This window comes from Caballeronia ptereochthonis (assembly GCF_001545075.1).
In the GTDB taxonomy this organism is placed as follows: Bacteria; Pseudomonadota; Gammaproteobacteria; order Burkholderiales; family Burkholderiaceae; genus Caballeronia; species Caballeronia ptereochthonis.
The window spans coordinates 173,033-199,183 of record NZ_FCOB02000006.1 but is presented as its reverse complement, the minus strand read 5'-3'; the positions used below and the strand labels follow the sequence as shown (position 1 = coordinate 199,183).

The following is a 26,151-nucleotide window of genomic DNA, read 5'->3' as shown; positions in this document are numbered from 1 at the left end:
TCAGGCAGTTGCGTGTTGCTTCACGCCGCCGATGCTTTGCAGCCAGCCGAGGCCCGCTTCGGTGCCGTCGAGCGGCTTGTACTCGCAGCCGATCCAGCCTTGATAGCCGATCTCGTCGAGCAGTTTGAACAGGAACGCGTAGTTGATTTCGCCGGTGCCCGGCTCGTTGCGGCCGGGGTTGTCGGCGAGCTGGATGTGCGCGATCTGCGGCAGGTTCTTCCTGATCGTCGCGGCGAGCTCGCCTTCCATGCGCTGCATGTGGTAGATGTCGTACTGCAGGAACAGATTGTCGGATCCGACCGCGCGGATCACGTCGAGCCCTTCCTGCGAGCGGTTCAGCGCGAAGCCCGGAATGTCGTACGAGTTGCATGGCTCCACGAGGAGCCTGATGCCTTCCTTCTTGAGCGCATCGGCGGCGAAGCGCAGGTTCTCGATGATCGTCGCGCGCGCCTGCTCGGCGGATACGCCCGCCGTCGGAATGCCGACGAGGCAGTTCAGCTGCGGCACGTTCAGCGCCTTCGCGTATTCGATCGCGCGGGGCACGCCTTCGCGGAACTCCGCGACGCGATCCGGCAGGCAGGCGATGCCGCGCTCGCCGGCTTCCCAGTTGCCCGCGGGCAGGTTGTGCAGCACGATCCGCAGGTCGTTGTCCTTCAGGCGCTTCTCGATATCGCTGATCGAAAAGGCGTACGGGAACAGGAACTCGACCGCCTTGAAGCCCGCGTTCGCCGCGGCCGCGAAGCGGTCGAGGAACGGGACTTCGTTGAACAGCATGGTCAGATTCGCGGCAAATTTCGGCATGGTTCTTTCCTGATGGTCGGTCAGTGGGAGTACGCCGCGCGTCGGGTCTTGCGAACGCGCGGCGGCGAAGCTCAGTCCAGCGGCGTGATCGCGGTCGGGGCGTCGACCTTGCTTTCGGCGAGCTCTTCGAACTCGTTGATCGCGTCGATCTCGGTGCCCATTGCGATGTTGGTCACGCGCTCGAGAATCATCTCGACGACGACCGGCACCTGATGTTCCGCGGCCAATGCCTGCGCTTGCTTCAGGGCAGGCGCGATGTCTTCCGGCTTGAACACGCGCAGCGCCTTGCAGCCGAGGCCTTCGGCCACCGCGACGTGATCGACGCCGTAGCCTTCCAGTTCAGGCGCGTTGATGTTGTCGAACGCGAGTTGCACGCAGTAGTCCATGTCGAAGCCGCGCTGCGCCTGGCGGATCAGGCCGAGGTACGAGTTGTTCACCACCACGTGCACGTAGGGCAGCTTGAACTGCGCGCCGACCGCGAGCTCTTCGATCATGAACTGGAAGTCGTAGTCGCCCGAGAGCGCGACGATCTTGCGTTGCGGATCGGCCGCGCGCACGCCGAGCGCGGCGGGAATCGTCCAGCCGAGCGGGCCGGCCTGGCCGCAGTTGATCCAGTTGCGCGCCTTGAACACGTGCAGAAACTGGGCGCCCGCGATCTGCGAGAGACCGATCGTCGTGACGAAGCAGGTGTCGCGGTCGAACGCGAGGTTCATCTCTTCGTAGACGCGCTGCGGCTTCATCGGCACGTTGTCGAAGTGCGTCTTGCGCAGCATCGTGCGCTTGCGCTGCTGGCAGTCCGCGACCCACGCGCTGCGATCCTTGAGCTTGCCGGCGGCCTTCCATTCCTTCGCCACCTCGACGAACAGTTCGAGCGCGGCCTTCGCATCCGACACGATGCCGAGATCCGGTCCGAACACGCGGCCGATCTGCGTCGGCTCGATATCCACGTGCACGAACTTACGGCCCTTCGTATAAACCTCGACGCTGCCCGTGTGACGGTTCGCCCAGCGGTTGCCGATGCCGAGCACGAAGTCGGAGGCGAGCATCGTCGCGTTGCCGTAGCGGTGCGAAGTCTGCAAGCCGACCATGCCGGCCATGAGCGGGTGATCGTCGGGGATCGCGCCCCAGGACATCAGCGTCGGAATCACGGGCACGCCGAGCGTTTCCGCGAATTGCACGAGCAGGTCTTCCGCCGCGGCATTGAGCACGCCGCCGCCGGAGACGATCAACGGCTTTTCGGCGTCGTTGAGCATCGTGAGCGCCTTTTCGATCTGCGCGCGCGTCGCCTTCGGCTTGTAGACCGGCAGCGGCTCGTAGGTATCGATGTCGAACTCGATTTCGGCCATCTGCACGTCGATCGGCAGATCGACCAGCACCGGACCCGGACGGCCCGAGCGCATCAGATGGAACGCCTGCTGGAACACGCGCGGCACGAGCGCCGGCTCGCGCACGGTGACGGCCCACTTGGTGACGGGCTTGGCGATCGACTCGATATCGACGGCCTGGAAGTCTTCCTTGTACAGACGCGCACGCGGCGCCTGGCCGGTGATCGCGAGAATGGGGATCGAATCCGCCTGGGCCGAATACAGGCCGGTGATCATGTCGGTGCCCGCCGGGCCCGACGTGCCGATGCAGACCCCGATGTTGCCGGGCGCGGCGCGGGTATAACCTTCGGCCATGTGCGAGGCGCCCTCGACGTGGCGCGCGAGCACGTGGCTGATGCCGCCCGACTTCTTCATCGCCGAGTAGAACGGGTTGATCGCCGCGCCGGGCACGCCGAACGCGGTGTCGATGCCTTCCTTCTCCAGCACGAGGACGGCTGCGTCGACGGCTCTCATCTTGGGCATGATTGTCTCCTTCCTGGGGTCTCTATCCGAAATTCGCTGTCTGCATCGAAGCAGGGTTCCGTTGCACTTTAAGTCCGTGAAAAAGGTTTGATAAGATCAGCTGGAGTCGCTTTTTACCAAACAAAAAGTATTGAATGACGATGCGACGCGGCTGAGCGGCCAGCGCGAGGCTGTGCCGGGACAGGAGACGAGAGATGGACCGCTTCAAGCAGATCGAAACCTTCGTGCGCGTGGCGGAGGCAGGCAGCCTCGCCGCGGCGGCGCTGGAGGAGGGCGTGTCGCCGGTGATCCTCGGGCGGCGCATCGACGCGCTGGAAAAGCGCCTCGGCGTGAAGCTGATGTACCGCTCGACGCGGCGGCTCGTCGTGAGCGAAGAAGGCGCCGCGTTTCTCGACCGCTGCAAGAATCTGCTCTCGGAATGGGAGCAGGCGGAAAACGAACTCGCGGCCGGCCGGCGCATGGTGGGCGGGCATCTGATCGTGTCGGCGCCGGCGGCGTTCGGGCGCATGCATGTCGCGCCGCACGCGCCCGCGTTCGTCGCCGACAAGCCCGAATTGCAGATGTCGTTCAATCTGACCGATCGCGTCGTCGATTTGGTGCGCGAGGGCTACGATCTGTCGATTCGCATCGGCGGAGCGGTCGATCCGAATTTCGTCGCGGTGAAGCTGGCGAGCAACCGGCGCGTTGTGTGCGGCACGCCCGCGTACTTCAAGAAGCACGGCAAGCCGAAATCGCTCGAGGACCTGCCGAATCACAATTGCCTCGCGTTCAATCTCCAGGGCGGCCAGAACCGCGGCTGGTACTTCCGCCGCAACGGCAAGCTCGTGACGGTGCGCGTGACCGGCAGCCTCGATTGCAACGACGGCGAGCTGCTGCATCGCTGGGTATCGGAAGGGCTCGGCCTCGGCTGGCGTTCGACGTGGGAAATCCAGCGGCAGCTGGAAGCGGGCGAGCTGGAAACCGTGCTCGACGAGTTCGAACTGCCCGATTACGACATTCTCGCGGTCTATCCCCAGCAGCGCTACGTGCCGGCGAGAGTGCGCTATTTCATTGATTATCTTAAGGAAATTTACGCGCAACCCGGCTACTGGAGCCGCCCGCCGACGCTTCCGGGCGAACCTCACGCGGAACGCGCGCCTGCGGCGCATGGCCGCTAACTGCCTGAAATTGCAGCCGAATTCAGTCGGAAACTGCCGATTTGCCTTGCCCGGAGCGCCGAACCGCGTTATAGTTTCAGGCTTCTCACTTGCCGCACCGGTCCGACGCCCGGGTGGCTTTTATCCATAAGTCAGCACAAGGAGTGAACATGCGTCATTACGAAATCGTCTTTATCGTGCACCCCGATCAGAGCGAGCAAGTGCCCGCGATGATCGAGCGCTACAAGGGCACGATCACGTCGCACGGTGGCCAGATCCACCGCATCGAGGACTGGGGCCGTCGCCAACTGGCCTACATGATCGAGAAACTCGCGAAGGCTCACTACGTCTGCATGAACATCGAATGCGATCAGGCGACGCTCGAAGAGCTCGAACACGCGTTCAAGTTCAACGACGCCGTTCTGCGTCACCTCATCGTCAAGATGAAGAAGGCCGAAACCGGCCCGTCGCCGATGATGAAGGAAGTGCAGCGCGAAGAAGCCAAGAAGGCGGCTTCCCAGCCGACCGAAGCGCAGGCTTAACGACAGCTCATCACTGTCAAGCCACCAGGGAACAGAAGCACTCTCGTGAACCGGCTGCAACTGACAGCAAGCGTCGTGGAACGCGAACCGGTGCGGTACACCCCCGCCGGCATCCCGATCGCAAGCTGCACGTTGCATCACCGCGCGGAAGTCGTCGAAGCGGGCATCGCCCGTCAGATCGAACTGACCATGCCGGCGGTCGCGGCCGGAGAAGCGAGCGGCAGGCTGGAAAGCTGTCCGATGGGCGTCGAAACGCGCTTCACCGGCTTTCTGGCGAAGAAAAGCCGTAATGCCCGAACCCTGGTGTTTCACATCACAGAATTGCAGGACATTGGAAAGGACTAATCATGCCCCGCCCGACTGGTAAGAAATTCGACAAGCGTCGTCAGCAACAAAACCCGCTCTTCAAGCGCAAGAAGTTCTGCCGCTTCACGGCAGCCGGCGTCGAGTACATCGACTACAAGGACACGGAAACGCTGAAGGACTTCATCGGCGAAAACGGCAAGATCACGCCGGCTCGTCTGACTGGCACGAAGGCGCACTATCAGCGCCAGCTCGACACGGCGATCAAGCGCGCGCGTTTCCTCGCGCTCCTGCCGTACACCGACCTGCACAAGGCCTAATCAGACGACGCACTAAGGAAAGCCAAAAATGCAAATCATTCTTTTGGAAAAGGTCGTCAACCTGGGCAACCTCGGCGATATCGTCAAGGTCAAGGACGGCTACGCACGTAACTTCCTGATCCCCGGCAAGAAGGCTCGCCGCGCAACCAAGGACGCAATCGCCGAATTCGAAGTACGCCGCGCCGAGCTCGAAAAGGTCGCCGCTGAAAAGCTGGCTGCCGCTCAGGCCCAGGGCGAAAAGCTGAGCGGCTTCACCGTTCAGATCTCGCAGAAGGCTGGTGTGGACGGCCGTCTGTTCGGTTCGGTCACGAACGCGGACATCGCCGAAGCGCTCAAGAAGCAAGGCTTCGCCGAAGTGGAAAAGGCGCAAGTGCGCCTGCCGCAAGGCCCGCTCAAGATCGTCGGCGACCATCCGGTTCAAGTGGCGCTGCACACGGACGTCCTGGTGGACGTGACGGTGTCGGTGCTCGGCGAGCACGCGTAAGTTTCAGGCGAGGCCGCGCGCCTCGCAGGCTGGAAAGAAGGGCAGGAACCGTAAAAGGTTCCTGCCTTTTTTATTGTCTGAGCGTTGTTCCGACGCGCCGATTTCATCGATAATTCCACCCCATGAACGCTCCGTCCAAAGACCCGCAACTCGACGCGCTGAAGGTTCCGCCGCACTCGATCGAAGCCGAGCAATCGGTGATCGGCGGCCTGCTGCTGGACAACGCCGCATGGGACCGCATTGCCGACGTGATGTCGCAAGGCGACTTCTATCGCTACGATCACCGCATCATCTACGAACATATCGGCAAGCTGATCGCGGCGACGCGCCCCGCGGACGTCATCACCGTCTACGAAGCGCTCAACATGGCGGGCAAGGCCGAGGAAGTGGGCGGCCTCGCGTACCTCAACGCGCTCGCGCAGAACACGCCGAGCGCGGCCAACATCCGCCGCTACGCCGAGATCGTGCGCGACCGCGCGGTGCTGCGCCGCCTGGTGTCCGTCGCCGATGAAATCTCCGCCGACGCCTTCAATCCGCAAGGCAAGGAAGTCCGCCAGATTCTGGACGAGGCCGAATCGCGCGTGTTCTCGATCGCCGAGGACGGCGCGCGCGGCACGCAGGGCTTTCTCGAGATCGGGCCGCTGCTCACGCAGGTCGTCGAGCGCATCGACACGCTCTATCACACGGCCAATCCGAGCGACGTCACCGGCACGCCGACCGGCTTCGTCGATCTCGATCGCATGACTTCGGGCATGCACGGCGGAGAGCTGATCATCGTGGCGGGGCGACCGTCGATGGGCAAGACGGCGTTCTCGATGAATATCGGCGAATACGTGGCGGTGGAGTATGGCCTGCCCGTCGCCGTGTTCTCGATGGAAATGCCCGGCACGCAACTGACGATGCGTATGCTCGGCTCGGTGGGCCGGCTCGATCAGCATCGCATGCGTACCGGCCGCCTCACCGACGAGGACTGGCCGAAGCTCACGCACGCCGTGCAGAAAATGAGCGAGGCGCAGCTTTTCATCGACGAGACGGGCGGCCTGAATCCGATGGAACTGCGCTCGCGCGCGCGGCGTCTCGCGCGCCAGTGCGGCAAGCTCGGCTTGATCATCGTCGACTACCTGCAGCTGATGAGCGGCTCGAGCACGGGCGAAAACCGCGCGACCGAAATCTCCGAAATCTCGCGTTCCCTCAAGAGCCTCGCGAAGGAGCTCGACGTGCCGGTGATCGCGCTGTCGCAGTTGAACCGCGGCCTGGAGCAGCGGCCGAACAAGCGCCCGATCATGTCGGACTTGCGCGAATCGGGCGCCATCGAGCAGGACGCGGACGTGATCCTCTTCATCTATCGCGACGAAGTCTACAACCCCGACAGTCCGGACAAGGGCACCGCCGAGATCATCATCGGCAAACAGCGTAATGGTCCGATCGGGCCCGTGCGCCTGACCTTCCACGGGCAGTACACGAAGTTCGACAACTTCGCCGGCGTACAGAATTTCTACGGCGGCGAATAAGCCTTCGCACCGCATCCACGGTCAGGTCCTCGCGACCTCCGCCGTCACGCATGCACGGTGCGTCGGGTGGTGCGCGCAGGTACAATATGTCGGTTTGATGTCTGTCTCAAAACTGACCCATTTAACGGGATTTTCATGTTCGGTCGTTTCATGCCCACCGAGGGCAAATTCTTCGAGATCTTCAACGCGCACGCGAAATGCATGATCGATGCAAGCCGCGAGCTCGAACTGCTGATCGACAACCTCGACGAAGCCGAGGTTCACAAGCAGAACGTCCAGGCGAACGAAAAACGCGCCGACAAGCTCACGCACGAGACCATCGATCTGCTGCACAAGACCTTCATCACGCCGCTCGACCGCGACGAAATCCACAAGCTCATCACGACGATGGACGACATCCTCGACCTGATGGAGGACGTCGCCACGGCCATTTCGCTGTACGACGTGCGTGCGGTGACTTCGGAAGCGAGCCAGCTCGCGCACATCTGCACGGCGACGTGCCAGCGCGTGCAGCAGGCCGTCGAATTGCTGGCGGACATGAAGCGCGCGAGCGAGATCCTGAAGATCTGCGAGGAAATCGACCGTCTGGAGTCCGACGCCGACCGCGTGCTGCGCTCGGCGATGTCGAAGCTCTTCCGCGAGGAAGACGACGTGAAGACGCTCATCAAGCTGAAGGCGATCTACGAGCTCCTCGAGACGATCACGGACAAGTGCGAAGACGTCGCGAACATCATCGAAGGCATCGTGCTGGAAAACGCCTGATCGAGCCGTCCGAGCCCGCGCCGCGCGGCAGGCCAACGCGCCGCGGGACACGACCACACCGGGACGACAAACCGGCATCGCATTTCAGGACCGGTCAAAACAACACCAACCGATGCATTCGATTCAACTCGCCATCTGGGCAGTCGCCTTGCTCGTCATAGTCGCACTCGCGTTCGACTTCATGAACGGCTTTCACGACGCCGCCAACTCCATCGCGACGGTCGTCTCGACCGGCGTGCTCAAGCCGCAGCAGGCGGTCGCCTTCGCCGCCGCGTTCAACGTCATCGCGTATTTCATCTTTCACCTGAAGGTCGCAGCGACGGTCGGCAAGGGCACGATCGATCCCGAAATCGTCGATCACTATGTCATCTTCGGCGCGCTCGTCGGCGCCATCGGCTGGAATATCGTCACCTGGGTCTACGGCATTCCGTCGAGCTCGTCGCATGCGCTGATCGGCGGGCTCGTCGGCGCCGCGCTCGCCAAGTCGGGCTGGGGATCGCTCAACTGGGACGGCCTGCTCAAGACCGTCGCGTTCATCTTCATCTCGCCGCTGCTCGGCTTCGTGCTCGGCTCGTTCTTCATGCTGCTGGTGTCGTGGCTGTACTTCCGCACGCCGCCCTCGAAGGTCGACCGGCGCTTTCGCCGCATGCAGCTGTTCTCGGCGGGCCTGTATTCGCTCGGCCACGGCGGCAACGACGCGCAGAAGACCATCGGCATCATCTGGATGCTGCTGATCGCGAGCGGCTACGCCTCCGCCACGGCCGACGCGCCGCCCGTCTGGGTGATCGGCCTGTGCTATCTGTCGATGGGGCTCGGCACGCTTTTCGGCGGCTGGCGCATCGTGCGCACGATGGGCCAGAAGATCACGAAGCTGAAGCCCGTCGGCGGATTCTGCGCGGAGACGGGCGGAGCGATCACGCTCTTCGTCGCGTCCTTCCTCGGCATTCCGGTTTCGACCACGCACACGATCACCGGCGCGATCGTCGGCGTCGGCGCGACGCAGAAGTTCAGCGCGGTGCGCTGGGGCGTCGCGGGCAATATCGTGTGGGCGTGGATTCTGACGATCCCGGCGTCCGCCGCGCTCGCGGCGGCCGGCTGGTGGGTCGGCCACCACTTCCTGTAAGTACGCTTCTTCGCCTGCGGGCTCGCGTCGATGCGGGCCCGCGGCGCATCAAATAATCGGCGGGCGAGCCCGCGCCGCCGTCGAGCCCGATTTTCCGTCGCCCGAGCAATTCCGATTTAAATTCGATTTAACCGGATAATCATTTCAGAAAAATAGCGATGTTGAATCGGCTTCGATATGAAAGCCGAAAGTCAGCATATAATGAGCGGACAACCTTAAGAATCAAGGATTCGGGAAATGAAGCTCGGGCATCGGTTTTGTTTCTGCAATGAATAACGTGAAACGCGATGCCGGTTTTATTTGGCGATATATTGCGGCCTTCGCAATTATCGCTAGTGCGCCGCTAATTTGCACCGGCGTATCGGCCCGCGAAAATAACGCATCGACGGAATCGAATCCCGGTGTCATCACCGTAGGGATCGTGCGCGGCGGCTGGAGCCCGTTCGTCGACGATGCCAGCGGAACGCCGGGCGGTCTGGGCGGCGACTATCTGAAACAAGCGCTGAAACAAATCCCTTTCACGATCAATATATTCGACAGCCAGGACGCGCTCAACAATGCGGCTTGTCGCGGCGACGTCGATTTGGTTCTGGACGGCTCGCATACCGCATCGAAACAAAACTGTTTCATCTATTCAGATCCCTATTACAAAAGCGCGACTGTCGCAGTAACGCGAACTGATCGCTCGCGAATACTGCCGGCGGGAAGATTCCAGTCCTTGTCAATTGCAATGGAGAAAGGGACGTTTCTCGAGCGCTTGATGCGACAGGTTTATCCGCGAGCGCTTTTTGTCCTGACACAGACCCCGCAAGAGGCGCTGGATGCGATTAGGGCGGGAAAGGCGGATGTGCACATCGGACCGCGCGCCGTCATTGAACGAATGATGCGGCAGAATTCGCGCTTCGATTCACTCGCGATTCACGACAGCCAGGCAGGGCCGGCTTTCGAGCTTCGCTTTGCGATCGCGCGGAGCAAGCCCGAGCTCCTGGCTCTGGTGAATTCCGGAATCAAGGCAATCAGCCAGGAAGCGCATACGCAAATTCTCTCGCGATGGATCTCGACGTCGTATGACGCGAATGCGCCGGACGAGACGCTCGGCCTCACCGACGCGGAGCGGCGCTTTCTGCGAAGCCTTCCGACCATCCGAACCTCGCTCATCGTCCGCTTCTCGCCGTTCAGCTACCTCGACGAATCCGGGCGCCTGACGGGTATCCTTCCCGAATATCTCGGATATTTGTCGGAACGGCTCGGTCTGCGCTTCGAGCAACGCGCGGAGCAATCGCCTGGCGCGGAAGGGCAGGCGCTCAAGGCGGGAACCACGGATCTGATCGTCTACGTCCTGCCGCTGGATGCGAAAGTCGCGCTTCCCGGCGTCACGCATGCGGTCGAGATTTTCCCGGTCATCATTGCCGGCAAACGCGACGCCGCGCCATTGAACGACATCTCGCAAATCGGGCGCGCGCGTGTCGCGGTCGTCGAGCGCTCGCAGAATCTCGAAATGCTGCGCGAACGCGCGCCGCATGCCGTTCCCGTCATGGCCGCCTCGCTCGGGCGCGCGCTGACGCTCGTGCGCGAGGGCAAGGCGGACGTCGCGATCGGCAATCTCGCCGTGATCGATTATCTGCTGCAACGAGGTTTCGGTGACGACATCAAGGTGCTCGGCACGACAGGTTATCAGCAGGCGATCGGATTCCAGCTGAGCCCCGGGCTCGAGCCGCTCATTCCGATCCTCAACCGGACGATCGCATCGATGCCGGAGTCGCAGCGGACGGCCATCCGCAACCGGCATTTGTCGACGAGCTATCAACTGGGATTGCGCTGGGGCGACGTGTGGACGCGCGCGGCGCCGTTCGTTCTCGCGATCGCACTGGGCGCCGTCGTGCTGATCGTTTCGCATGGGCGGCTGCGAAAGGAGGTCCGAAGACGGAAGCTATCCGAGCAGGCGCTGCAGACGCAGCTCCGCTTCAGGGAAACGCTGCTGGACATGGTCCCGATTCCGATCGCCATCCGCGACAAGCGCGGTGCGTATCTCGATGTGAACGCCGCCGGCATCGATGCCATGAACATCGCCAAGGACGAAGTCATCGGCAGGACCCTGGACGAATGCGTCGCGGCGGCGCCGGTGGCGAGATCGTTGCCGGAAATCGTGCATGGCTTCATGCGCTACGATCAGCGCTACGACGGCGTGCATATCGATTACGTCGATGCGAACGGCGTACAGAAGCACGGCTTGTACTGGCATCGCCCGTTTCAGGATGAGCGCGGCAATATCGAAGGCACGGTCGGGGCGATCGTGGATCTGACGGAACTGCTGACCGCACAGGAGCAAATGCGCGTCGCGCAGGCGCTGCTGACCGACGTCACCGACAATCTGCCGGCAGCGGTGTTCCAGATGAAACGCGCTCCCGACGGCCAGCTGTCGTTTCCCTATATCGGTGGAGACAGAAGCCTGTTTCCGTCGATCAGGCTCGGCGCCTCCATCGTTTCAGCCCTCGACGCGCAATGGAGCCTGTTGCCGGACGACATAGCCCGGCTCGAATCGGCGCTCGATGCGACTTCCACGACGCTCGACCCTATTTCGCTGGATTTCCGGGTAGGGCGCTATTCCTCGAACCGCTGGCTTCACGTCAACGCGGTCCCGCGCCGTGAAGGCGATGGCGGAACGCTCTGGAGCGGCTACTGGAGCGATACGACGATCGAGCATGCGCGCTCGCTGGAACTGGAGAAGGCCAGAGACGAGGCGCAACGCCTGTCGTCGGCGAAGGATCAGTTTCTTGCCGTGATGAGCCACGAGATTCGCACGCCGATGAGCGGCGTGCTCGGCCTCGTGGAAGTCCTCGAAAAGAGCCGGCTCGGGCCCGAACAGACCGTCATGGTCTGCATGATTCGCGAATCCGGGAGCGCCTTGCTGAAGCTTCTCGACAACATTCTCGATTTTTCGAAGATCGAGGCGGCCAAGCTCGTGCTGGAGCAGGCCGTGTTCGATCTGCGGGAGGAATGCGATCTGGTCATGGGCATCTGTTCCGGACGCGCTCACGCGAAGGGACTGACGTTGCGATGCCGGGTGGGCCGGGACGTGGCGGCGCTGCTGATCGGCGATAGCCTGAGGTTGCGTCAGGTGCTCTTCAATCTTCTGAGCAACGCGATCAAATTCACGGCGAACGGAACCGTCTCCCTGTCCGTCGATGTCGAGCGGGGCGACGACCGTCTGCAGGCCTTGCGCATCCAGGTGCGGGACACGGGAATCGGCATCGATGCGGACGCGATCAAGAAATTGTTCGCGCCTTTCGCTCAGGCTCAATCGTCGACGTCGCGTCAGTTCGGCGGCTCGGGTCTCGGACTGCTGATCTCGCGCAAGCTCGCCGAGCTGATGGGCGGCTCGCTCGTGATGCAGAGCGAGCCGGGACGAGGCACGACGGTTTCCGTCAGAATCGCGCTGCCGGTTTCCGAGCAGCGCGCGGCGCCCGCGATGGAAGGCAAGGCTCAAGCGCTCGTGCTCGTTCAGGACCCGTGCGTCGCCGGGGATCTGCTGGATCGGCTGGCCGCGCTCGGCATCGACGCACATGCGCCTGAACCGGATTGTCCGTCGGCCGAACTTCAGGCGAAGCTGGCGCGCGCGAGACTGATTTTCGTCGACGAACCGATTCGCCATCTCGCCGGCGCAAGAGGCGAGGATGCGATCTCGATCACGGAGCATCCCGAACTGGCGGGCTACAGCGTGAGCGAATCCGGCTTGCTTCTGAGCGTGAACCCGCTCTACATGCGCGCGCTCAAGGCCGTGTGCGAACGCGTGGACCGCGGCAGCGAAATGGCCGCGGCGCATGAAGAGAGTCCGCTGGTGTCGACGCAAAAGCGATTGACCCGCGACGATGCGCTGCAAAGCGGTTCGCTGATCCTGGTCGCGGAGGACAACCCCGTGAACCGCCATCTGATCCAGAGTCAGTTGCGATTGCTCGGGTGCGTCTGCGATGTCGTCGATGACGGCGCGCAAGCGCTGATTGCCTACGACGCATGCGCCTACGCCATCCTGCTCACCGATTGCCAGATGCCGCGAATGGACGGCTACGAGCTGGCCGCGCACATCCGCACGCGCGAGCGCTCCGAAAATCTCGCCCCGATGCCGATCGTCGGCGTGACGGCGAGCATCGAACCGGGCGAAATCGGGCATTGCATCGACGCCGGCATGAACGACTGTATCCACAAGCCGGCCAGTCTGGAATCGCTTCGGGTGACGCTGGAGAAGTGGGCGCCGATCTGCCTGAGCCGGACGGAGCCGGCTGCGGCGGGCGGGGCGCCGAAGTCGTCGGTGGAGTCCGCCGGAGCGCGCGCCGGCGAAGATAGCGTTCTGACGCCCTTGCTCGATGGCGTGGACGAACAGCTTCTGGAAGTGCTCGTCCAGTCGCTGCGGGAAGACGCCGCTTCGCTGAGCGCCTTGCTGCAGGAGCCCGATTCCGACCGCCTCAAGCAATGGCTTCATCGCACGACGGGCGCGGTGGCTGCGCTTCATTACGCGCCGCTTCTCGAAGCGCTTTCGGAATTCCGCACTTTCGTCGTGCAAGGCGGCCACGCGGAGATCCGGAAGGCGGGGCAGCTTCTGCTCGACAAGCTCGACCGCATCACGGCTCGCTTGAGCGCGACCGAAGCCTGAGCGCGGTTCGTCGCGCCATCAACCGCCGTCCGGGCAATCCGGTCAAATGATCGGCGACGACACGCCGTCCATCGGGATGAGCGCGCCCGACACATAGCTCGCGCGGCGGCTCGCGAGAAAGAGCGCGACATCCGCGATTTCTTCCGGCTTCGCATAGCGTCCGAGCGGCACCTTGGCCTGGCTGTCGGCGAGCGCCTGGTCGCGTGTCACGCCCAGGCGCTGCGCTTCGAGCGTGAGCGCTTCTTCCACGCGTTCGGTCAGCGTCGCGCCCGGATTGATCGCGTTGATGCGGATGCCGAGCTTCGCGTAGTGATGCGCGAGCCCGACGGTATTCAGCATCAGCGCCGCATTGGCCGCGCCGCCCGCGATGTGAATATCCGAGGCCATCTTCCCGCCCATGCCGATGATATTCACGATCGCGCCCGGTTCGAGCCTCGGGTCCTTTCTCAGACGCTCGGCCATGCGCTTCAACACGACCTGCTGCGGATAAACGTAGGAGAAGTACTTGGCGTCCATCGCGGCCTTGTAGGCGGCGGCGTCGAGCGCGTCGGGATCGTAGCGGCGCGCGGCGCCTGCGCTGTTGATCAGGATGTCGATGGAACCGAGTGCGGCGCTCACTTCTTCGACGACGTCTTCGGCGTTATGCGCCTCGTGGAGATCGGCGCGGGTGAGATGCACGTGATGCCCCTCGCTCGCCAGTTGCTCGCGCGCGCGGGCGAGATTCGCGGCATCGCGCGAAACGATCGCGACTTGCGCGCCTTCGCTCGCGAACGCTCGCGCGCACGCAAAGCCGATTCCCTTGCTGCCGCCCGTGATGAGCACGACCTTGCCCGCCAGTCCCAGGTCCATGGTGTTCCGCTCCCGTGAGAAATGATCGAAACACGATAGCAGAGACGCGCAGCGCGCGTCAGTTGCTGCCGTTGGCGAAGCGGGCGATGGGATCGTCGGTTTGCGCGGCGCGCGGCGCGGCGAGCGAGCCGGTGGAGGCGCGCATCACCCGCACGGGCAGCTCGGCGGGATCGTTGGGCTCGGCGGCTGTCTGAGCAGCGCGCGCCTGCTGACGCGCCAGGCGCGAGGTCGGCGGAGGCGGTTCGAAGGCGTCGGCGGCGGCCTGGATCGGATCGGGCGCGGCGTTGGCGGTGGCGGCCGCCGGAGGCGCGGTCGCGCCGCCAGCTTGCGCCTGACGCTGGGCGGCGTTGAGCGTGGACGGCGGCGGCTCGAACGCATCGGCGTTGGCCGGAGCAGGGGCCGCCTGGCGGGCGTAGGTCGGCGCCTGAGGTGCAGCGGCCTGCACAGGTAAAGGCACAGGCACGGGCGCGGGCGCGGCGGGCCGCGGCGCCGGCGATGCCAGATAGGTCGGCGCATCGAACGGCGTGGGCGCGGCCTTCGGGGGGGCGACGCGCCGGATGCCGTCGAAACGCTTCGCCCAGTACGGGTTCGTCAGGTAGTCGAGCCGCACGGTGCCGCCCGTCGAGGGCGCATTCACGAAGCGCAGCTTGCCGACGTAGATGCCCACGTGCGAATGCGGCCGTCCGGTCGTGTTGAAGAAGATCAGGTCGCCCGGGGCGATCTCGTCCGGCTCGACCGATTCGCCGCGCGAGCTCATCTCCCCGGTCGTGCGCGGGAGATTGACCGACGCCGCGCGATCGACCACATAGCGCACGAGCCCGCTGCAATCGAAGCCGGCGTCGGGCGTATTGCCGCCCCAGCGGTACGGCACGCCGACGAGCGACATCGCCTGGATGGAGATTTCCTCGCGCCCGACACTGTGGTCGACGAAGGTCGGAAACCCGGGGGGCGGCTTGTAGGTGCGGCTGGCGTTCGTGCTGGCGGCGGGCTTGCGTGCCGACTGCTGCGGCGCGGTTCCACACGCGGCGAGCAGGACGGTGACGAGAAGCGGCAGCCAGATTCGACGCATTGCAAGAGGCGAGCGAGATCTCGCCAAGGATGGGCAGTGTGCCGATACTAGCCCGCCGAACGGGCGTGCGGCAAGATGTCTTCAGGTTTTACATGAAGTTTGCGCCGTAACTGTTGCCCCGACGGAACGTTCAGACGAAAAAAACGGCCCGGCGGATCGCCCCGCCGGGCCGCTGTCGTGCGACGAACGCCGTGCGCTTACAGGATGTCGGAAGCGTAGTCGGCGAGACGCGAGCGCTCGCCGCGTGCGAGCGTCACGTGGCCGCTGTGCGTCCAGCCCTTGAAGCGATCGACGACGTAGGTGAGACCCGAACTGCCTTCGGTCAGATAAGGCGTGTCGATCTGCGCGATGTTGCCGAGGCACACGATCTTGGTGCCCGGGCCCGCGCGCGTGACGAGCGTCTTCATCTGCTTCGGCGTCAGGTTCTGCGCCTCGTCGATGATCACGTACTTGTCGACGAACGTGCGTCCGCGCATGAAGTTCATGCTCTTCACCTTCAGGCGCGAGCGGATCAGCTCCTGCGTCGCGGCGCGGCCCCATTCGCCGGCGGCATCGTCGGTTTTCTGGAGCACTTCGAGGTTGTCGTCGAAGGCGCCCATCCACGGCTGCATCTTTTCTTCCTCGGTGCCGGGCAGAAAGCCGATGTCCTCGCCGACCGGAACCGTCGCGCGCGTCACGATGATCTCGTTGTAGCGCTTGTCGTCGAGCACTTGCGCGAGGCCGGCCGCGAGCGCCATCAGCGTCTTGCCGGTGCCGGCCTGACCGAGCAGCGTGACGAAATCGACTTCCGGGTTCATCAGCAGGTTGAGCGCGAAGTTCTGCTCGCGGTTGCGCGCCGTGATGCCCCACACGTTGTTCTTGTGATGGCCGTAGTCGCGCAGCGTCTGCAGCAGCGCGGTCTTGCCGTTCAGCTCGCGCACGACCGCGTGGAACGACGGCTCGCCGTTCTGCGGCTCCAGATACACGAACTCGTTGACGAGCATCGACGGGCACAGCGGTCCGGTCACGCGGTAGTACGTCGCGCCGGTTTTCGTGTCCTGCCAGCTCTCCATGCCCTTCGCGTGCTTGGTCCAGAAGTCCTGCGGCAGCGCGCGCACGCCCGAGTAGAGCAGGTCCTGGTCCTCGAGAACCTGATCGTTGAAGTAATCCTCGGCGGGCAGGCCGAGCGCGTGCGCCTTGATGCGCATGTTGATGTCTTTCGACACCAGCACGACCTGACGGTCCGGGCGCTCCTTCTGCAGCGCGCGCACGACGCCGAGAATCTGGTTGTCCGCCTTGCCGACGGGCAGGCCCTCGACGGGCTCGATGTCGGTGAGCGTCGTCTGGAAGTAGAGGCGGCCGAGCGCATCGCGGTTGCCTTGCGACGACAGCGGAATGCCTTCCGACATCTTGCCCGCGTGCGCGACGAGCGCATCCAGCGTGCGGCTCACCTGACGCGCGTTGCGCGCCACTTCCGACATGCCCTTCTTGTGGTTGTCGAGTTCCTCCAACGTCATCATCGGCAGATAGACGTCGTGCTCCTCGAAGCGGAACAGCGAACTCGGGTCGTGCATCAGCACGTTGGTGTCGAGCACGAAGAGCTTGCGCAATTCGGCTTCGGCCGGCGTGCGCTGGCGGCGCTTGTTCTGGGCGCGTGTTTCCCTGACGGCGGCCGGGGCGGGCGCCACGGGAGTTTCGGCGCGCTCGGTGCGCGCTTCGACTTCGTCCTGAGTCGAACGCGCGCCCGGCACCGGCTGCAGGAGCGCCGCCGTCTGCTTCGATTTTCGGCCGCGCGTCGGCACGGTGCCCGGCCTGGGCGGCGGCACGACCGCTTCCACATGCGGTTCGGCCGGAATCTGGGTCAGCACCTCGCTCGCGATCGAGCGGAGCGTATGCGCGGCGTTCGCCGCGGCGGGACGCTCGGCGGCGACGGTCTCGACAGCGTCATAGGCGTCGTTGTCGCTCGCCGCCGCGGGCTTCTTCGACTGTTTCGAAGGCCGGGCTTTGGCCTTGTACTCGTCGGACGGAAGGAGATGGCCGAGCTTGGCCGGGGCGGTAGGCAAAGGCATGGTGTTCCCTCGAAAGGAATCGGGTCGTGTATCGTGCGCCGCCTGTCGCATCCTGCCCGTACGCCCTCGAAGCGATACGCGTGCCGCAGTTTGCGCCCGGTGGCGCGCTTCATTGTCGAAAACGCCGGTTCGCCTAGGTTTCGATCTGCTCCTTGGGGGTTGCTTACACCGGTCGTCGCGCGCGGGCCCGGGAAAACGTGGCCTTTGTGCGACGCCAAATAAAAAAGCCGCTGTTCCGACTACCGGAACCAGCGGCTGACTTCTCTTTCAGAGCGCCTGCGCCGTGCCGTCTCCACATAGCCCGGGTCCATGCCGACCGCGCCGAAAGGCGTACGGCGGCTCGCGCTGAGGAAAATGGAAGGGGGTAGACAGGCGCTCATTGCGGACCAATATAACGTGCCTCAAATGGCTTGTACAGCCTCGACGATCGCCTCCACGTGGCCCGGCACCTTGACGCCGCGGAACTCGCGCCGAAGCACGCCTTTGGCGTCGATGAGAAAGGTCGAGCGCTCGACGCCGCGCACTTCCTTGCCATACATCTTCTTCATTTTGATGACATCGAAGAGCGAGCAGATGGCTTCGTCGGCGTCCGAAACGAGCGTGTAGGGCAGCTCGAGCTTGGCCTTGAAATTGTCGTGCGACTTCACGCTGTCGCGCGAGATGCCGACGACTTCCGCGCCGACCGCCTTGAACTGGTCGTAGTGGTCGCGAAATTGCAGGCTTTCGGTCGTGCAGCCCGGCGTGTTGTCCTTCGGGTAGAAGAAGAGCACGACCTTCGTGCCGCGCAGGGAGGACAGGGTGAACTCGCCACCCGTCGCGGGTGCGGTGAAGTCGGGAACGGGCTGGTCGACAGCGACTGACACGAAGGTTTCTCCGGTTGTTGTGGTTTGTCGGTGAGAAATGATGCGATGCGGCGACGAGACCGCGAACCGCCACGCGGTGCGCGCTTTCAGCCCGGCTGGACGATCAGTTCGCCCGCGCGGCCCGGAATCTCGCCCCACGTGACAGGGTACGTGGGCAGCGTCGCGCGGTCCAGCGCCGCATGGTAATCGCCCATCGTGGCGAAGCTGTGTCCCTGCGCGCGCCAGCCGGCGAGCAGTTGTTCGAACACCGGCGCGAGCTTCTGGCCTTCGAGCTCGGCATGCAGCGTGAAGACCTGATCGTGCGGATTGTCCGCCGTGTGGCGTAAAAGGTGTGCCGCGACGTTGCGCTCGTCGACGCCGTCCACGCCGAGGATTTCGTCGAGCGTCGGCAGGGTGGTCGGCATCTGGATGTGGTTCAGCGTGCGGCCGTCGAGCACCGGAATGTATGGCGTATGGCCGCGCCCGTCGGAGGCGTAGCGCATGCCCCAGGCGTCGATCTGCTCGAAGGCGTAGCCGTTCATCTGCCAGCCGGCGGCGCCGTGCGTGACGGGCGGCGCACCGAAGATCTCGATGAAGCGCGCGTGGCTCTGCTGCATCTGCGCGACGGTCCAGTCGCGGTCGCGCGCGCGCACGTTGTCCTGCCAGTACACGTGATCCCACGTGTGGATGCCGCATTCGAAGCCGGCTTCGTGGATCGCGCGCATTTCGGACACGGCTTCGCGGCCGATGTCCGGGCCCGGCAGCAGCACGCCGTACATGAGCGTCTTCACGCCGTAATGCTCGACCACCGAGGTGCGCGACACCTTCTTGAGAAACCCCGGCCGGAACACGCGCCGCAGCGCCCAGCCCGTGTGATCGGGGCCGAGGCTGAAGAGGAAGGTCGCGCGGGCGCTGTACTTGTCGAGCAGACGCCCGAGATTGGGCACGCCTTCGCGCGTGCCGCGCAGCGTGTCGACGTCGATCTTGAGAACGATGCGGGCCACGCGCGCCTCGTTACGACTGCTCGACGAGCTTGCGAGCCTCGCCCACGTGCGCGCGGTACGCTTCGAAGATCTTGCGCAGCGCGTCGTCCATCGTGGCCTGCGGGGCCCAGCCGAGCTCCTGCATCGTGTTGTCGATCTTCGGCACGCGGTTCTGCACGTCCTGATAGCCCGCGCCGTAGTACGCGCCCGACGAGGTCTCGACGAGCTGCACCTTCTTCGCGCTGTCCGCGTACTCGGGGAACTCGTTCGCGAGCGCGAGCATCTTGTTCGCGAGCTCGCGCACCGAGAAGTTGTTCTTCGGGTTGCCGATGTTGTAGATCTTGCCCGACGCGACGCCGCCCTTGTTCTCGATGATCTTCATCAGCGCGCCGATGCCGTCGTCGATGTCGGTGAACGCGCGCTTCTGCGCGCCGCCGTCGACGAGGCTGATATTCTCGCCGCGCACGATGTGCCCGAGGAACTGCGTCACCACGCGCGACGAACCTTCCTTCGGCGTGTAGATCGAGTCGAGGCCCGGCCCGATCCAGTTGAACGGACGGAAGAGGGTGAAGTTGAGGCCCTCCATGCCGTAGCCCCAGATCACGCGATCCATCAGCTGCTTCGAGCATGCGTAGATCCAGCGCGGCTTGTTGATCGGGCCGTAGGAGAGCACGGAGTTCTCCGGATCGAACTGCTCGTCGGTGCACATGCCGTACACCTCGGAGGTCGACGGAAACACCAGATGCTTGCCGTACTTCACGGCCGAGCGAACGATCGGCAGATTCGCCTCGAAGTCGAGTTCGAACACGCGCAGCGGCTGCTTCACGTAGGTCGCGGGCGTGGCGATCGCGACGAGCGGCAGGATCACGTCGCATTTCTTGACGTGATACTCGACCCACTCCTTGTTGATGGTGATGTCGCCTTCGAAGAAGTGCATCCGCTCGTGATTCGCGAGGTCGCCCAGGCGATCGGTTTGCATGTCCATCCCGAAGACTTCCCAGTCGGTCGTTTCGAGGATGCGCTTGGACAGGTGATGGCCGATGAAGCCGTTGACACCCAGGATCAGAACTTTTTTCATGAATGACGAGAGGATTGAATGATTCGGCCGAATTCGGCGGGATCGACGGAGCGCTCGTCGCCCACGGGCTGCGCTTCGGCATTCAGCGGCCGATGGCGCAATTCGTGAATGGCGATGACGCGGCCATCGCCGCAGACGCCAAACAGCGCATTATCCGTCACCCTTAGGCCCGGCGGCAAACCCCGCAGCTCACCGAGTCTTTCCGGAGAAACGCCGGGTGCGCCCATTTCGGGTACGAGCCGCGCCCGCGCGACGATGAAGCGGTCCGCGCCGATGTCCGTGAACGCGCCCGGATAGGGGGGCGCCACCGCGCGAATCAGGTTGTAGACGTGCTGCGCCGGCTGCGACCAGTCGATGCGGCCGTCTTCCGGCTTGCGCCCGCCGTAGTAGCTGCCGGAGGCGAGATCGTTGGGCAGATGCGGCGCCTCGCCCGCGAGCAACGCGGGCAGCACGCGCCAGAGCGTCTGCTCGGCGGCGACGACGGTCTTGTCGAAGACGAGCGCCGCAGTGTCGTCGGGAAGGATGGGCACCGGCGTCTGCGCGAGGATCGCGCCCGCGTCGGGCTTCTCGGCCATTTCGTGCAGCGTCGCGCCGGTCTCGGTCTCGCCGTTGAGCACCGCCCAGTTGGTCGGCACCCGTCCGCGATACTTCGGCAGGAGCGAGCCGTGCATGTTGTACGCGCCGCGCCTCGCGAGCGAGAGCAGCGCAACCGGCAGCATGTGCCGGTAATAGAACGAGAAGATGAAGTCCGGCGCGATCTGTTCGACCGCATCGTAGAGTTCGGGCGACTTCGGATCGGCCGGCGTGATCGTTTCGATGCCGTGTTCCGCCGCCACCCGCGCGACGCTGCCGAACCAGATGTTCTCGCTCGCGCTGTCCTCGTGCGTGACGACGAGCGCGACATCCACGCCACGCGCGAGCAGCACCTGCAGACAGCGCACCCCGACGTTGTGATACGCGAAGACGACTGCGCGCGGCTTCATCGGCCGTCATCCTCGCGGGTGACGATCGCCACTTGCTGCGCCGGCGTCTGAAGCGGCTTGATCGCGGCCGGCAGGCCGTCGCGCTGCTCGAGGATCGTCTGCACGAGATAGCGGGGCCGCGCGCGCACCTGCTGATAGATGCGCCCGATGTACTCGCCGAGCAGCCCGAGCGCGAAGATGATCACGCCGAGCATGAAGAACGTGATGGCGAACAGGGTGAACACACCCTGGACTTCCGCGCCGAACATGAAGCGGCGAATCAACAGCAGCAGGAACAGGCCCGCCGAGCCGACCGACAGGATCACGCCGATGAACGACAGCCATTGCAGCGGCACGACCGAGAAGCCAGTGACGAGATCGAAGTTCAGGCGGATGAGGCTGTAGAGCGAGTACTTCGATTCGCCCGCGAAGCGCTCCTCGTGCGCGACGTCCACTTCGATCGGGTTCTGAGCGAACGTGTACGCGAGCGCGGGAATGAACGTGTTGATCTCGCCGCAGCGGTTGATCGTGTCGATGATGTGCCGGCTGTAGGCGCGCAGCATGCAGCCCTGGTCGGTCATGCGAATCTTCGTGATGCGCTCGCGCAGGCGGTTCATCGCGCGCGACGCCTTCTTGCGCCACAGGCTGTCCTGACGCTGCTGGCGAATCGTGCCGACGTAGTCGTAGCCTTCGCGCATCTTGGCGACGAGCTTGCCGATCTCCTCGGGCGGGTTCTGCAGGTCGGCGTCGAGCGTCACGACGATCTCGCCGCGCGATTGCTCGAAGCCCGCGAGGATCGCCATGTGCTGACCGTAATTGCCGTTCAGCAGAATGACCCGCGTGGTGTCGGGCCGCACGCGGAACTGCTGCGCGAGCAGCGCGGCCGATTTGTCCCGGCTGCCGTCGTTGATGAAGATCACCTCGTACGACGTGTCGAGCGCATCGAGCGCCGGATACAGGCGCTCGAACAGGGCAGCGAGGCCGGCTTCCTCGTTGTACACCGGGATGATCACCGAAAGCTCGGGAGACGTCGCCGGAAAATCCAAATGACTCATGTTGCGCTGATTGTCCTTGCGGGTTAGCCGCTGTGTTTTCCGTTGTTCACGAACTGCTCGCAGATCTCGTCGATCGATCTGACGACATGAGCGACATCGTCCGTGCTCATCAGCGTGAAGAGCGGCAGCGTGACCGTCGACGCGCCGTAACGCTCCGCGTGCGGGAACATGCCTTCCTTGAAGCCGCGCGCGCGATACAGCGTGAACAGATGCAGCGCCGGATAGTGCACGCCCGTGCCGATGCCACGCTCCTTCATCTGCGCCATGAACTCCGCGCGCGTGAGCCCGAGCTTCTCGAGGGGCAGCGCGATCTGGAACATGTGCCAGTTGCTGTCGGTGAAATTCCGCGGCGGCAGGCCGACGCCGAGCTTCACGGCGGCGCCGCCTTCGAACGCGTCGAAGTATGCGCGCGCGAGCTCCCGGCGCCTGGCGGTGAAGCGCTCGATCTGACGCAGCTGGCCGAGCCCGACGCGCGCCGCGACATCCGTCAGGTTGTACTTGCCGCCGAGCACGTCGCAGTCCATTCCGTCGAAGCCCGTGCGCGTGATGCCCTGCAGGCGATATTTCCGCGCGAGTTCGGCCTCGTCCTCGTCGTTGAGCACGAGCGCGCCGCCTTCGATCGACGTCAGGTTCTTGTTCGCGTGGAAGCTGAACGACACGATGTCGCCGAGCGCGCCGATGCGCTTGCCTTTCCAGGTCGAGCCGAACGCCTGCGCGGCGTCCTCGATCACGCGCAGCCCGTGGGCGCGCGCGATCTCGTAGAGCCGGTCGATGTCGACGGGCACGCCCGCCAGATAGACCGGCATGATGGCCCTGGTGCGCGGGGTGATCGCGCGTTCGAGCAGGTTCAGATCCATGTTGCGCGTGAGCGGATCGATGTCGACGAACACCGGCGTCGCGCCCACTTCGAGGATCACGTTGGCCGTCGAGACCCAGGTCATCGGCGTGGTGATGACTTCGTCGCCGGGGCCCACGCCCGCGATGCGCAGGCCGATCTCCATCGTGCAGGTGCCGGAGTTGAAGGCGCGCACCGGGCGCCCGCCCACGAATGCCGACAGCTCGGCCTCGAACTGCTGATTCTGCGGGCCGGTCGTGATCCAGCCGGAGCGGAGCACCTCGACGACGCCCTGGATGGTCTCTTCGTCGATTTCAGGCTTCACGAAAGGCAGAAACGGCCGCGGTGTTTGAGTCATGGACTATGCGTTTAAAAGATGAATTGATCCGGTCGTACGCTCGATCGCGCGACCTTGCGCGCATTCTGCATGAACTAGCCGCGCGCGAGCACCACGACGCCGACCAGAATGATGCCGATGCCCACGAGCCGCTGCATCGAAAGGACTTCGCCGAACAGATACCACGCCGCGAACGCGTTGACGACGTAGCCGAGCGAGAGCATCGGATAGGCGAGCGACACGTCCACGCGCGAGAGCCCGACGATCCACACCACCACGCTCAGCACATAGCAGCCAAGGCCGCCGATGATGGGCAACTGCGTCGCGATCTTCATCCCGACCGGCAGAATATTGGCGGGCGTCAGGTCGAAATGGCCCACCGCATTCACGCCGGCTTTGAGCAGAAGCTGGGCGCATGCGTTCAACAATACGCCGATGACGATGCAAATGAAGGAAATCGGGTTCATCGCGCGTTTTTCAAATGCGGAACAAGGATACTCGGTTCATCGCGAAATGCCGAACGATCGTGCAGCGCAGCATCGTCGAGCAGGGGAGTGGAAGCGCTCACGGCTGCGGTTTCTCCACGATCACGCGGCGCTCGTCGCGTGCAATCACCTGCATGGGCACATGGCGCGCCGCGAGCTCGTCGTAGCGATACGGCGGCATCAGCGCGAGCCCGTAGCGCTCCGAATCCCAGAGTTTGATCCACTCGTCGATGCTCGGCACCCATTTTTGCGGCTCCGTCCGCACGCCGAAAGTCAGTTCGTCCGCTTCCTGGACCATGATCATCGTGTGGCCGAGGTAGAAGGGCATGGTGTGATCGAGCTTGGCGATCGAATAGAAGGGCGTGTCGGGCGGCAGCTTCGCCATTGCGGCCTTGACCGCCGGCACGAGCCTCACGCCCGAGCTCTGCGTGCCGAACACGTCGTGACCCGAGCCCGCGATCGTGCCGAGCAGCAGCCACGCGGCGCCGAGGCCCGCTGCGCCCGCGAGCACGCTGCGCCGGTTCAGCCAGATCGCAAACAAGGTCACGACGAACGCAACCGCGATGCCCGCCCACACCCAGATCTGGAACTCGCGATAGAGCGCGTTCGGCGTGTTGGCGCTGCCCGCGCGGCCGATGAAGATCGCCCCGAGCGCCGCGGCGATCAGGAACACCGCGTAGCCGATCAGATGCATGCGGTACTGCGCCTTCGTGAGCGACGGCAAATAGAGTCCGATCACGAGCGCGATCGCGGGCGCGACCGGCAGCACGTAGGAAACGAGCTTCGAGTGCGACGCGCTGAAAAACAGAAAGATGAACGCCGACCAGACGAGCAGCATCGTGACCGGCGCGAAGCCGTTGGGCTGGCGCGGCGTCTTCATGCCGTGACGCACGCTCTGCACGGTGACGGACAGCCACGGCAGGAAGCCCACGATCAGCACGGGCACGAAGTAGTAGAACGCGCCGGGGCGGTTCTGCTCGGGCGTCAGATAGCGCTTGAACTGCTGGACGATGAAGAAGAAGTCGAAGAATTCGGGGTTCTTTATCTGCACCAGCGCGAACCACGGCCCGGTCACGATCAGGAACACGATCAGCCCGCTGCCGATGTAGAGCCGCTTCCAGAGCGCCCAGTCGCGCGAGACGAGCGAGTAGAGGACGAGCACGGCGCCCGGCAGGATCAGCCCGACGAGCCCCTTGGAGAGCACCGCCGCGCCCATTCCGGCCCAGCATAGCCACATCCACAGGCGCACTTCGCGTGTCGGCAGGCCGGGACGCTGCGCGAGCAGGAGCGCGCAGAGCGTCAGTTCCATCCAGAGCGACAGGCCCATGTCGAGCGTGTTGAAGTGGCCCATCAGGTTCCAGTACGGGCAGGTCGCGAGGATGACCGCGGCCGCGAAGCCCGTCACCGCGTTGAAGACGCGCGTGCCGGTATAGCCGACGAGGAGCACGCCCGCGAAGGACGTGAGCGCCGTATAGAGCCGCGCCTGCCATTCGCCGATGCCGAACCACGCGAAGGTGAGCGCGTTGGCCCAGGTCTGCAGCGGCGGCTTCTCGAAATACTTGTAGCCGTTGTAGCGCGGCGTGATCCAGTCGCCGGTCACGAACATCTCGCGCGCCATTTCGGCGTAGCGGCCTTCGTCGCTCGGCACGAGATGACGATAGCCGAGCGGCGCGAACCAGATGATCGCGAGCGCGAGTACGAGAAGAATGAGAGAGAGACGTGTGAGCGGTAGCCGCGAAGGCGTATCGTTCATGTAATCGACCTGTCCGATGCCGCTGCGCGCGGCGCTAGTGAAACGAAATGGGTGGGCTGGCAGCACGATCGCGCGGCATCCGGCTGCGCCGTGCGGTCGCCATGCGAATGCTCAGGCACGCATTTTCAGCACGAGTTCGCGGATTTCGAGCCCGGCAGCAACGAAGGCGACCGCAACCGGCGACCGGCATTTGCAATTTCCGCGACCGTCCCGGTGAATGAACGCCGAGCCCCAGCGTGCCGCGCCCGACCGGCTGACGAGAGACAAACGTCGGGCGGGAGTGTATCGCACGACCCGCCGACATTTGTAAATTTGGCGCGTTTCAGGCGTCGGGCGCGCCGTGCGGCGTCGGCGACGGGAGTCTGGCAGCGGTTCCTT

The 26,151-nt window shown here is 64.2% G+C and carries 22 protein-coding genes; 9 read left to right on the top strand and 13 right to left on the bottom strand.

From position 1 onward, the window contains the following. Both hyi and gcl read right to left on the bottom strand, forming a co-directional pair. Nucleotides 1–801: a hydroxypyruvate isomerase gene (gene hyi, locus AWB83_RS08580; protein ID WP_087044214.1), complete on the bottom strand. Its 801-nt coding sequence runs from the start codon at nucleotides 799–801 to the stop codon at nucleotides 1–3. 71 nt (nucleotides 802–872) lie between these two features. Then, nucleotides 873–2,648, bottom strand: coding sequence for a glyoxylate carboligase (gene gcl / locus AWB83_RS08575; protein WP_087044212.1), 1,776 nt, complete (start codon nucleotides 2,646–2,648; stop codon nucleotides 873–875). 194 nt (nucleotides 2,649–2,842) lie between these two features. Between gcl and AWB83_RS08570 the strand changes: the two genes are divergently transcribed. The 9 genes from AWB83_RS08570 (at nucleotide 2,843) to AWB83_RS08530 (ending at nucleotide 13,477) form a co-directional block, all read left to right on the top strand. Continuing rightward, nucleotides 2,843–3,805, top strand: a complete 963-nt coding sequence (locus AWB83_RS08570; RefSeq protein WP_087044210.1) for a LysR family transcriptional regulator — start codon at nucleotides 2,843–2,845, stop codon at nucleotides 3,803–3,805. A 149-nt stretch (nucleotides 3,806–3,954) separates the two neighbouring features. After that, nucleotides 3,955–4,326, top strand: a complete 372-nt coding sequence (gene rpsF, locus AWB83_RS08565; protein WP_050328171.1) for a 30S ribosomal protein S6 — start codon at nucleotides 3,955–3,957, stop codon at nucleotides 4,324–4,326. 45 nt (nucleotides 4,327–4,371) lie between these two features. Then, nucleotides 4,372–4,671, top strand: coding sequence for a primosomal replication protein N (gene priB / locus AWB83_RS08560; protein ID WP_087044208.1), 300 nt, complete (start codon nucleotides 4,372–4,374; stop codon nucleotides 4,669–4,671). A gap of 2 nt (nucleotides 4,672–4,673) precedes the next feature. Beyond that, the gene (gene rpsR, locus AWB83_RS08555; protein WP_007000150.1) at nucleotides 4,674–4,949 is read left to right on the top strand and encodes a 30S ribosomal protein S18; all 276 of its coding nucleotides are present in this window, start codon (nucleotides 4,674–4,676) and stop codon (nucleotides 4,947–4,949) included. Between the two features lie 28 nt (nucleotides 4,950–4,977). Then, nucleotides 4,978–5,433, top strand: coding sequence for a 50S ribosomal protein L9 (rplI, locus tag AWB83_RS08550; protein ID WP_087044206.1), 456 nt, complete (start codon nucleotides 4,978–4,980; stop codon nucleotides 5,431–5,433). A gap of 122 nt (nucleotides 5,434–5,555) precedes the next feature. After that, nucleotides 5,556–6,944, top strand: coding sequence for a replicative DNA helicase (locus AWB83_RS08545; protein ID WP_087044203.1), 1,389 nt, complete (start codon nucleotides 5,556–5,558; stop codon nucleotides 6,942–6,944). A gap of 135 nt (nucleotides 6,945–7,079) precedes the next feature. Next, a complete protein-coding gene (locus AWB83_RS08540) occupies nucleotides 7,080–7,706 on the top strand; it encodes a DUF47 domain-containing protein (RefSeq protein WP_087044201.1) in 627 nt (208 codons plus the stop codon). A gap of 112 nt (nucleotides 7,707–7,818) precedes the next feature. Continuing rightward, nucleotides 7,819–8,829 (top strand): inorganic phosphate transporter, encoded by a 1,011-nt coding sequence (locus AWB83_RS08535; RefSeq protein WP_087044198.1) that lies wholly within the window; start codon nucleotides 7,819–7,821, stop codon nucleotides 8,827–8,829. Between the two features lie 268 nt (nucleotides 8,830–9,097). Further along, nucleotides 9,098–13,477: an ATP-binding protein gene (locus AWB83_RS08530; protein ID WP_087044192.1), complete on the top strand. Its 4,380-nt coding sequence runs from the start codon at nucleotides 9,098–9,100 to the stop codon at nucleotides 13,475–13,477. Between the two features lie 42 nt (nucleotides 13,478–13,519). Here the strand turns inward: AWB83_RS08530 and AWB83_RS08525 are convergent, their stop codons facing one another. The 11 genes from AWB83_RS08525 to AWB83_RS08475 form a co-directional block, all read right to left on the bottom strand. After that, nucleotides 13,520–14,326 carry an SDR family oxidoreductase gene (locus AWB83_RS08525; protein ID WP_087044190.1) on the bottom strand — a complete coding sequence of 269 codons (807 nt, stop codon included), beginning with the start codon at nucleotides 14,324–14,326 and terminating at the stop codon, nucleotides 13,520–13,522. A 58-nt stretch (nucleotides 14,327–14,384) separates the two neighbouring features. Next, the gene (locus AWB83_RS08520; protein ID WP_087044188.1) at nucleotides 14,385–15,395 is read right to left on the bottom strand and encodes a C40 family peptidase; all 1,011 of its coding nucleotides are present in this window, start codon (nucleotides 15,393–15,395) and stop codon (nucleotides 14,385–14,387) included. 197 nt (nucleotides 15,396–15,592) lie between these two features. After that, complete coding sequence (locus tag AWB83_RS08515; RefSeq protein WP_087044186.1) at nucleotides 15,593–17,443, bottom strand: PhoH family protein; 1,851 nt, start codon at nucleotides 17,441–17,443, stop codon at nucleotides 15,593–15,595. 401 nt (nucleotides 17,444–17,844) lie between these two features. Further along, nucleotides 17,845–18,306, bottom strand: coding sequence for a peroxiredoxin (locus AWB83_RS08510; RefSeq protein WP_087044185.1), 462 nt, complete (start codon nucleotides 18,304–18,306; stop codon nucleotides 17,845–17,847). A gap of 86 nt (nucleotides 18,307–18,392) precedes the next feature. Next, nucleotides 18,393–19,289: a polysaccharide deacetylase family protein gene (locus tag AWB83_RS08505; protein WP_087044183.1), complete on the bottom strand. Its 897-nt coding sequence runs from the start codon at nucleotides 19,287–19,289 to the stop codon at nucleotides 18,393–18,395. 10 nt (nucleotides 19,290–19,299) lie between these two features. Continuing rightward, on the bottom strand, nucleotides 19,300–20,346 hold the full coding sequence (locus AWB83_RS08500) for a bifunctional UDP-4-keto-pentose/UDP-xylose synthase (protein WP_087044181.1): 1,047 nt from the start codon (nucleotides 20,344–20,346) through the stop codon (nucleotides 19,300–19,302). Continuing rightward, nucleotides 20,343–21,329: a formyltransferase gene (locus AWB83_RS08495; protein ID WP_087044179.1), complete on the bottom strand. Its 987-nt coding sequence runs from the start codon at nucleotides 21,327–21,329 to the stop codon at nucleotides 20,343–20,345. The genes AWB83_RS08500 and AWB83_RS08495 overlap by 4 nt, the downstream gene beginning before the upstream one ends. Beyond that, nucleotides 21,326–22,363, bottom strand: a complete 1,038-nt coding sequence (locus AWB83_RS08490) for a glycosyltransferase (protein WP_087044177.1) — start codon at nucleotides 22,361–22,363, stop codon at nucleotides 21,326–21,328. The genes AWB83_RS08495 and AWB83_RS08490 overlap by 4 nt, the downstream gene beginning before the upstream one ends. Nucleotides 22,364–22,386: 23 nt before the next feature. After that, the gene (locus tag AWB83_RS08485; RefSeq protein ID WP_087044175.1) at nucleotides 22,387–23,556 is read right to left on the bottom strand and encodes a DegT/DnrJ/EryC1/StrS family aminotransferase; all 1,170 of its coding nucleotides are present in this window, start codon (nucleotides 23,554–23,556) and stop codon (nucleotides 22,387–22,389) included. Nucleotides 23,557–23,630: 74 nt separating this feature from the next. Beyond that, the gene (locus AWB83_RS08480; RefSeq protein ID WP_087044173.1) at nucleotides 23,631–24,002 is read right to left on the bottom strand and encodes a DMT family transporter; all 372 of its coding nucleotides are present in this window, start codon (nucleotides 24,000–24,002) and stop codon (nucleotides 23,631–23,633) included. 97 nt (nucleotides 24,003–24,099) lie between these two features. After that, entirely contained in the window at nucleotides 24,100–25,773 is a 1,674-nt protein-coding gene (locus tag AWB83_RS08475) for a glycosyltransferase family 39 protein (RefSeq protein ID WP_087044170.1), read from the bottom strand. Between the last annotated feature and the right edge of the window lie 378 nt (nucleotides 25,774–26,151).

Bases quoted from the DNA above. Each gene is read 5' to 3' on its own strand.
- rpsF (WP_050328171.1), top strand. From the start codon at position 3,955: ATGCGTCATTACGAAATCGTCTTTATCGTGCACCCCGATCAGAGCGAG.
- AWB83_RS08490 (WP_087044177.1), bottom strand. From the start codon at position 22,363: ATGAGTCATTTGGATTTTCCGGCGACGTCTCCCGAGCTTTCGGTGATC.
- AWB83_RS08540 (WP_087044201.1), top strand. From the start codon at position 7,080: ATGTTCGGTCGTTTCATGCCCACCGAGGGCAAATTCTTCGAGATCTTC.
- AWB83_RS08515 (WP_087044186.1), bottom strand. From the start codon at position 17,443: ATGCCTTTGCCTACCGCCCCGGCCAAGCTCGGCCATCTCCTTCCGTCC.
- rplI (WP_087044206.1), top strand. From the start codon at position 4,978: ATGCAAATCATTCTTTTGGAAAAGGTCGTCAACCTGGGCAACCTCGGC.
- gcl (WP_087044212.1), bottom strand. From the start codon at position 2,648: ATGCCCAAGATGAGAGCCGTCGACGCAGCCGTCCTCGTGCTGGAGAAG.
- AWB83_RS08485 (WP_087044175.1), bottom strand. From the start codon at position 23,556: ATGACTCAAACACCGCGGCCGTTTCTGCCTTTCGTGAAGCCTGAAATC.
- AWB83_RS08545 (WP_087044203.1), top strand. From the start codon at position 5,556: ATGAACGCTCCGTCCAAAGACCCGCAACTCGACGCGCTGAAGGTTCCG.
- AWB83_RS08480 (WP_087044173.1), bottom strand. From the start codon at position 24,002: ATGAACCCGATTTCCTTCATTTGCATCGTCATCGGCGTATTGTTGAAC.
- AWB83_RS08535 (WP_087044198.1), top strand. From the start codon at position 7,819: ATGCATTCGATTCAACTCGCCATCTGGGCAGTCGCCTTGCTCGTCATA.
- AWB83_RS08525 (WP_087044190.1), bottom strand. From the start codon at position 14,326: ATGGACCTGGGACTGGCGGGCAAGGTCGTGCTCATCACGGGCGGCAGC.
- AWB83_RS08475 (WP_087044170.1), bottom strand. From the start codon at position 25,773: ATGAACGATACGCCTTCGCGGCTACCGCTCACACGTCTCTCTCTCATT.
- hyi (WP_087044214.1), bottom strand. From the start codon at position 801: ATGCCGAAATTTGCCGCGAATCTGACCATGCTGTTCAACGAAGTCCCG.
- AWB83_RS08495 (WP_087044179.1), bottom strand. From the start codon at position 21,329: ATGAAGCCGCGCGCAGTCGTCTTCGCGTATCACAACGTCGGGGTGCGC.
- AWB83_RS08570 (WP_087044210.1), top strand. From the start codon at position 2,843: ATGGACCGCTTCAAGCAGATCGAAACCTTCGTGCGCGTGGCGGAGGCA.
- AWB83_RS08500 (WP_087044181.1), bottom strand. From the start codon at position 20,346: ATGAAAAAAGTTCTGATCCTGGGTGTCAACGGCTTCATCGGCCATCAC.
- AWB83_RS08520 (WP_087044188.1), bottom strand. From the start codon at position 15,395: ATGCGTCGAATCTGGCTGCCGCTTCTCGTCACCGTCCTGCTCGCCGCG.
- rpsR (WP_007000150.1), top strand. From the start codon at position 4,674: ATGCCCCGCCCGACTGGTAAGAAATTCGACAAGCGTCGTCAGCAACAA.
- AWB83_RS08530 (WP_087044192.1), top strand. From the start codon at position 9,098: ATGAATAACGTGAAACGCGATGCCGGTTTTATTTGGCGATATATTGCG.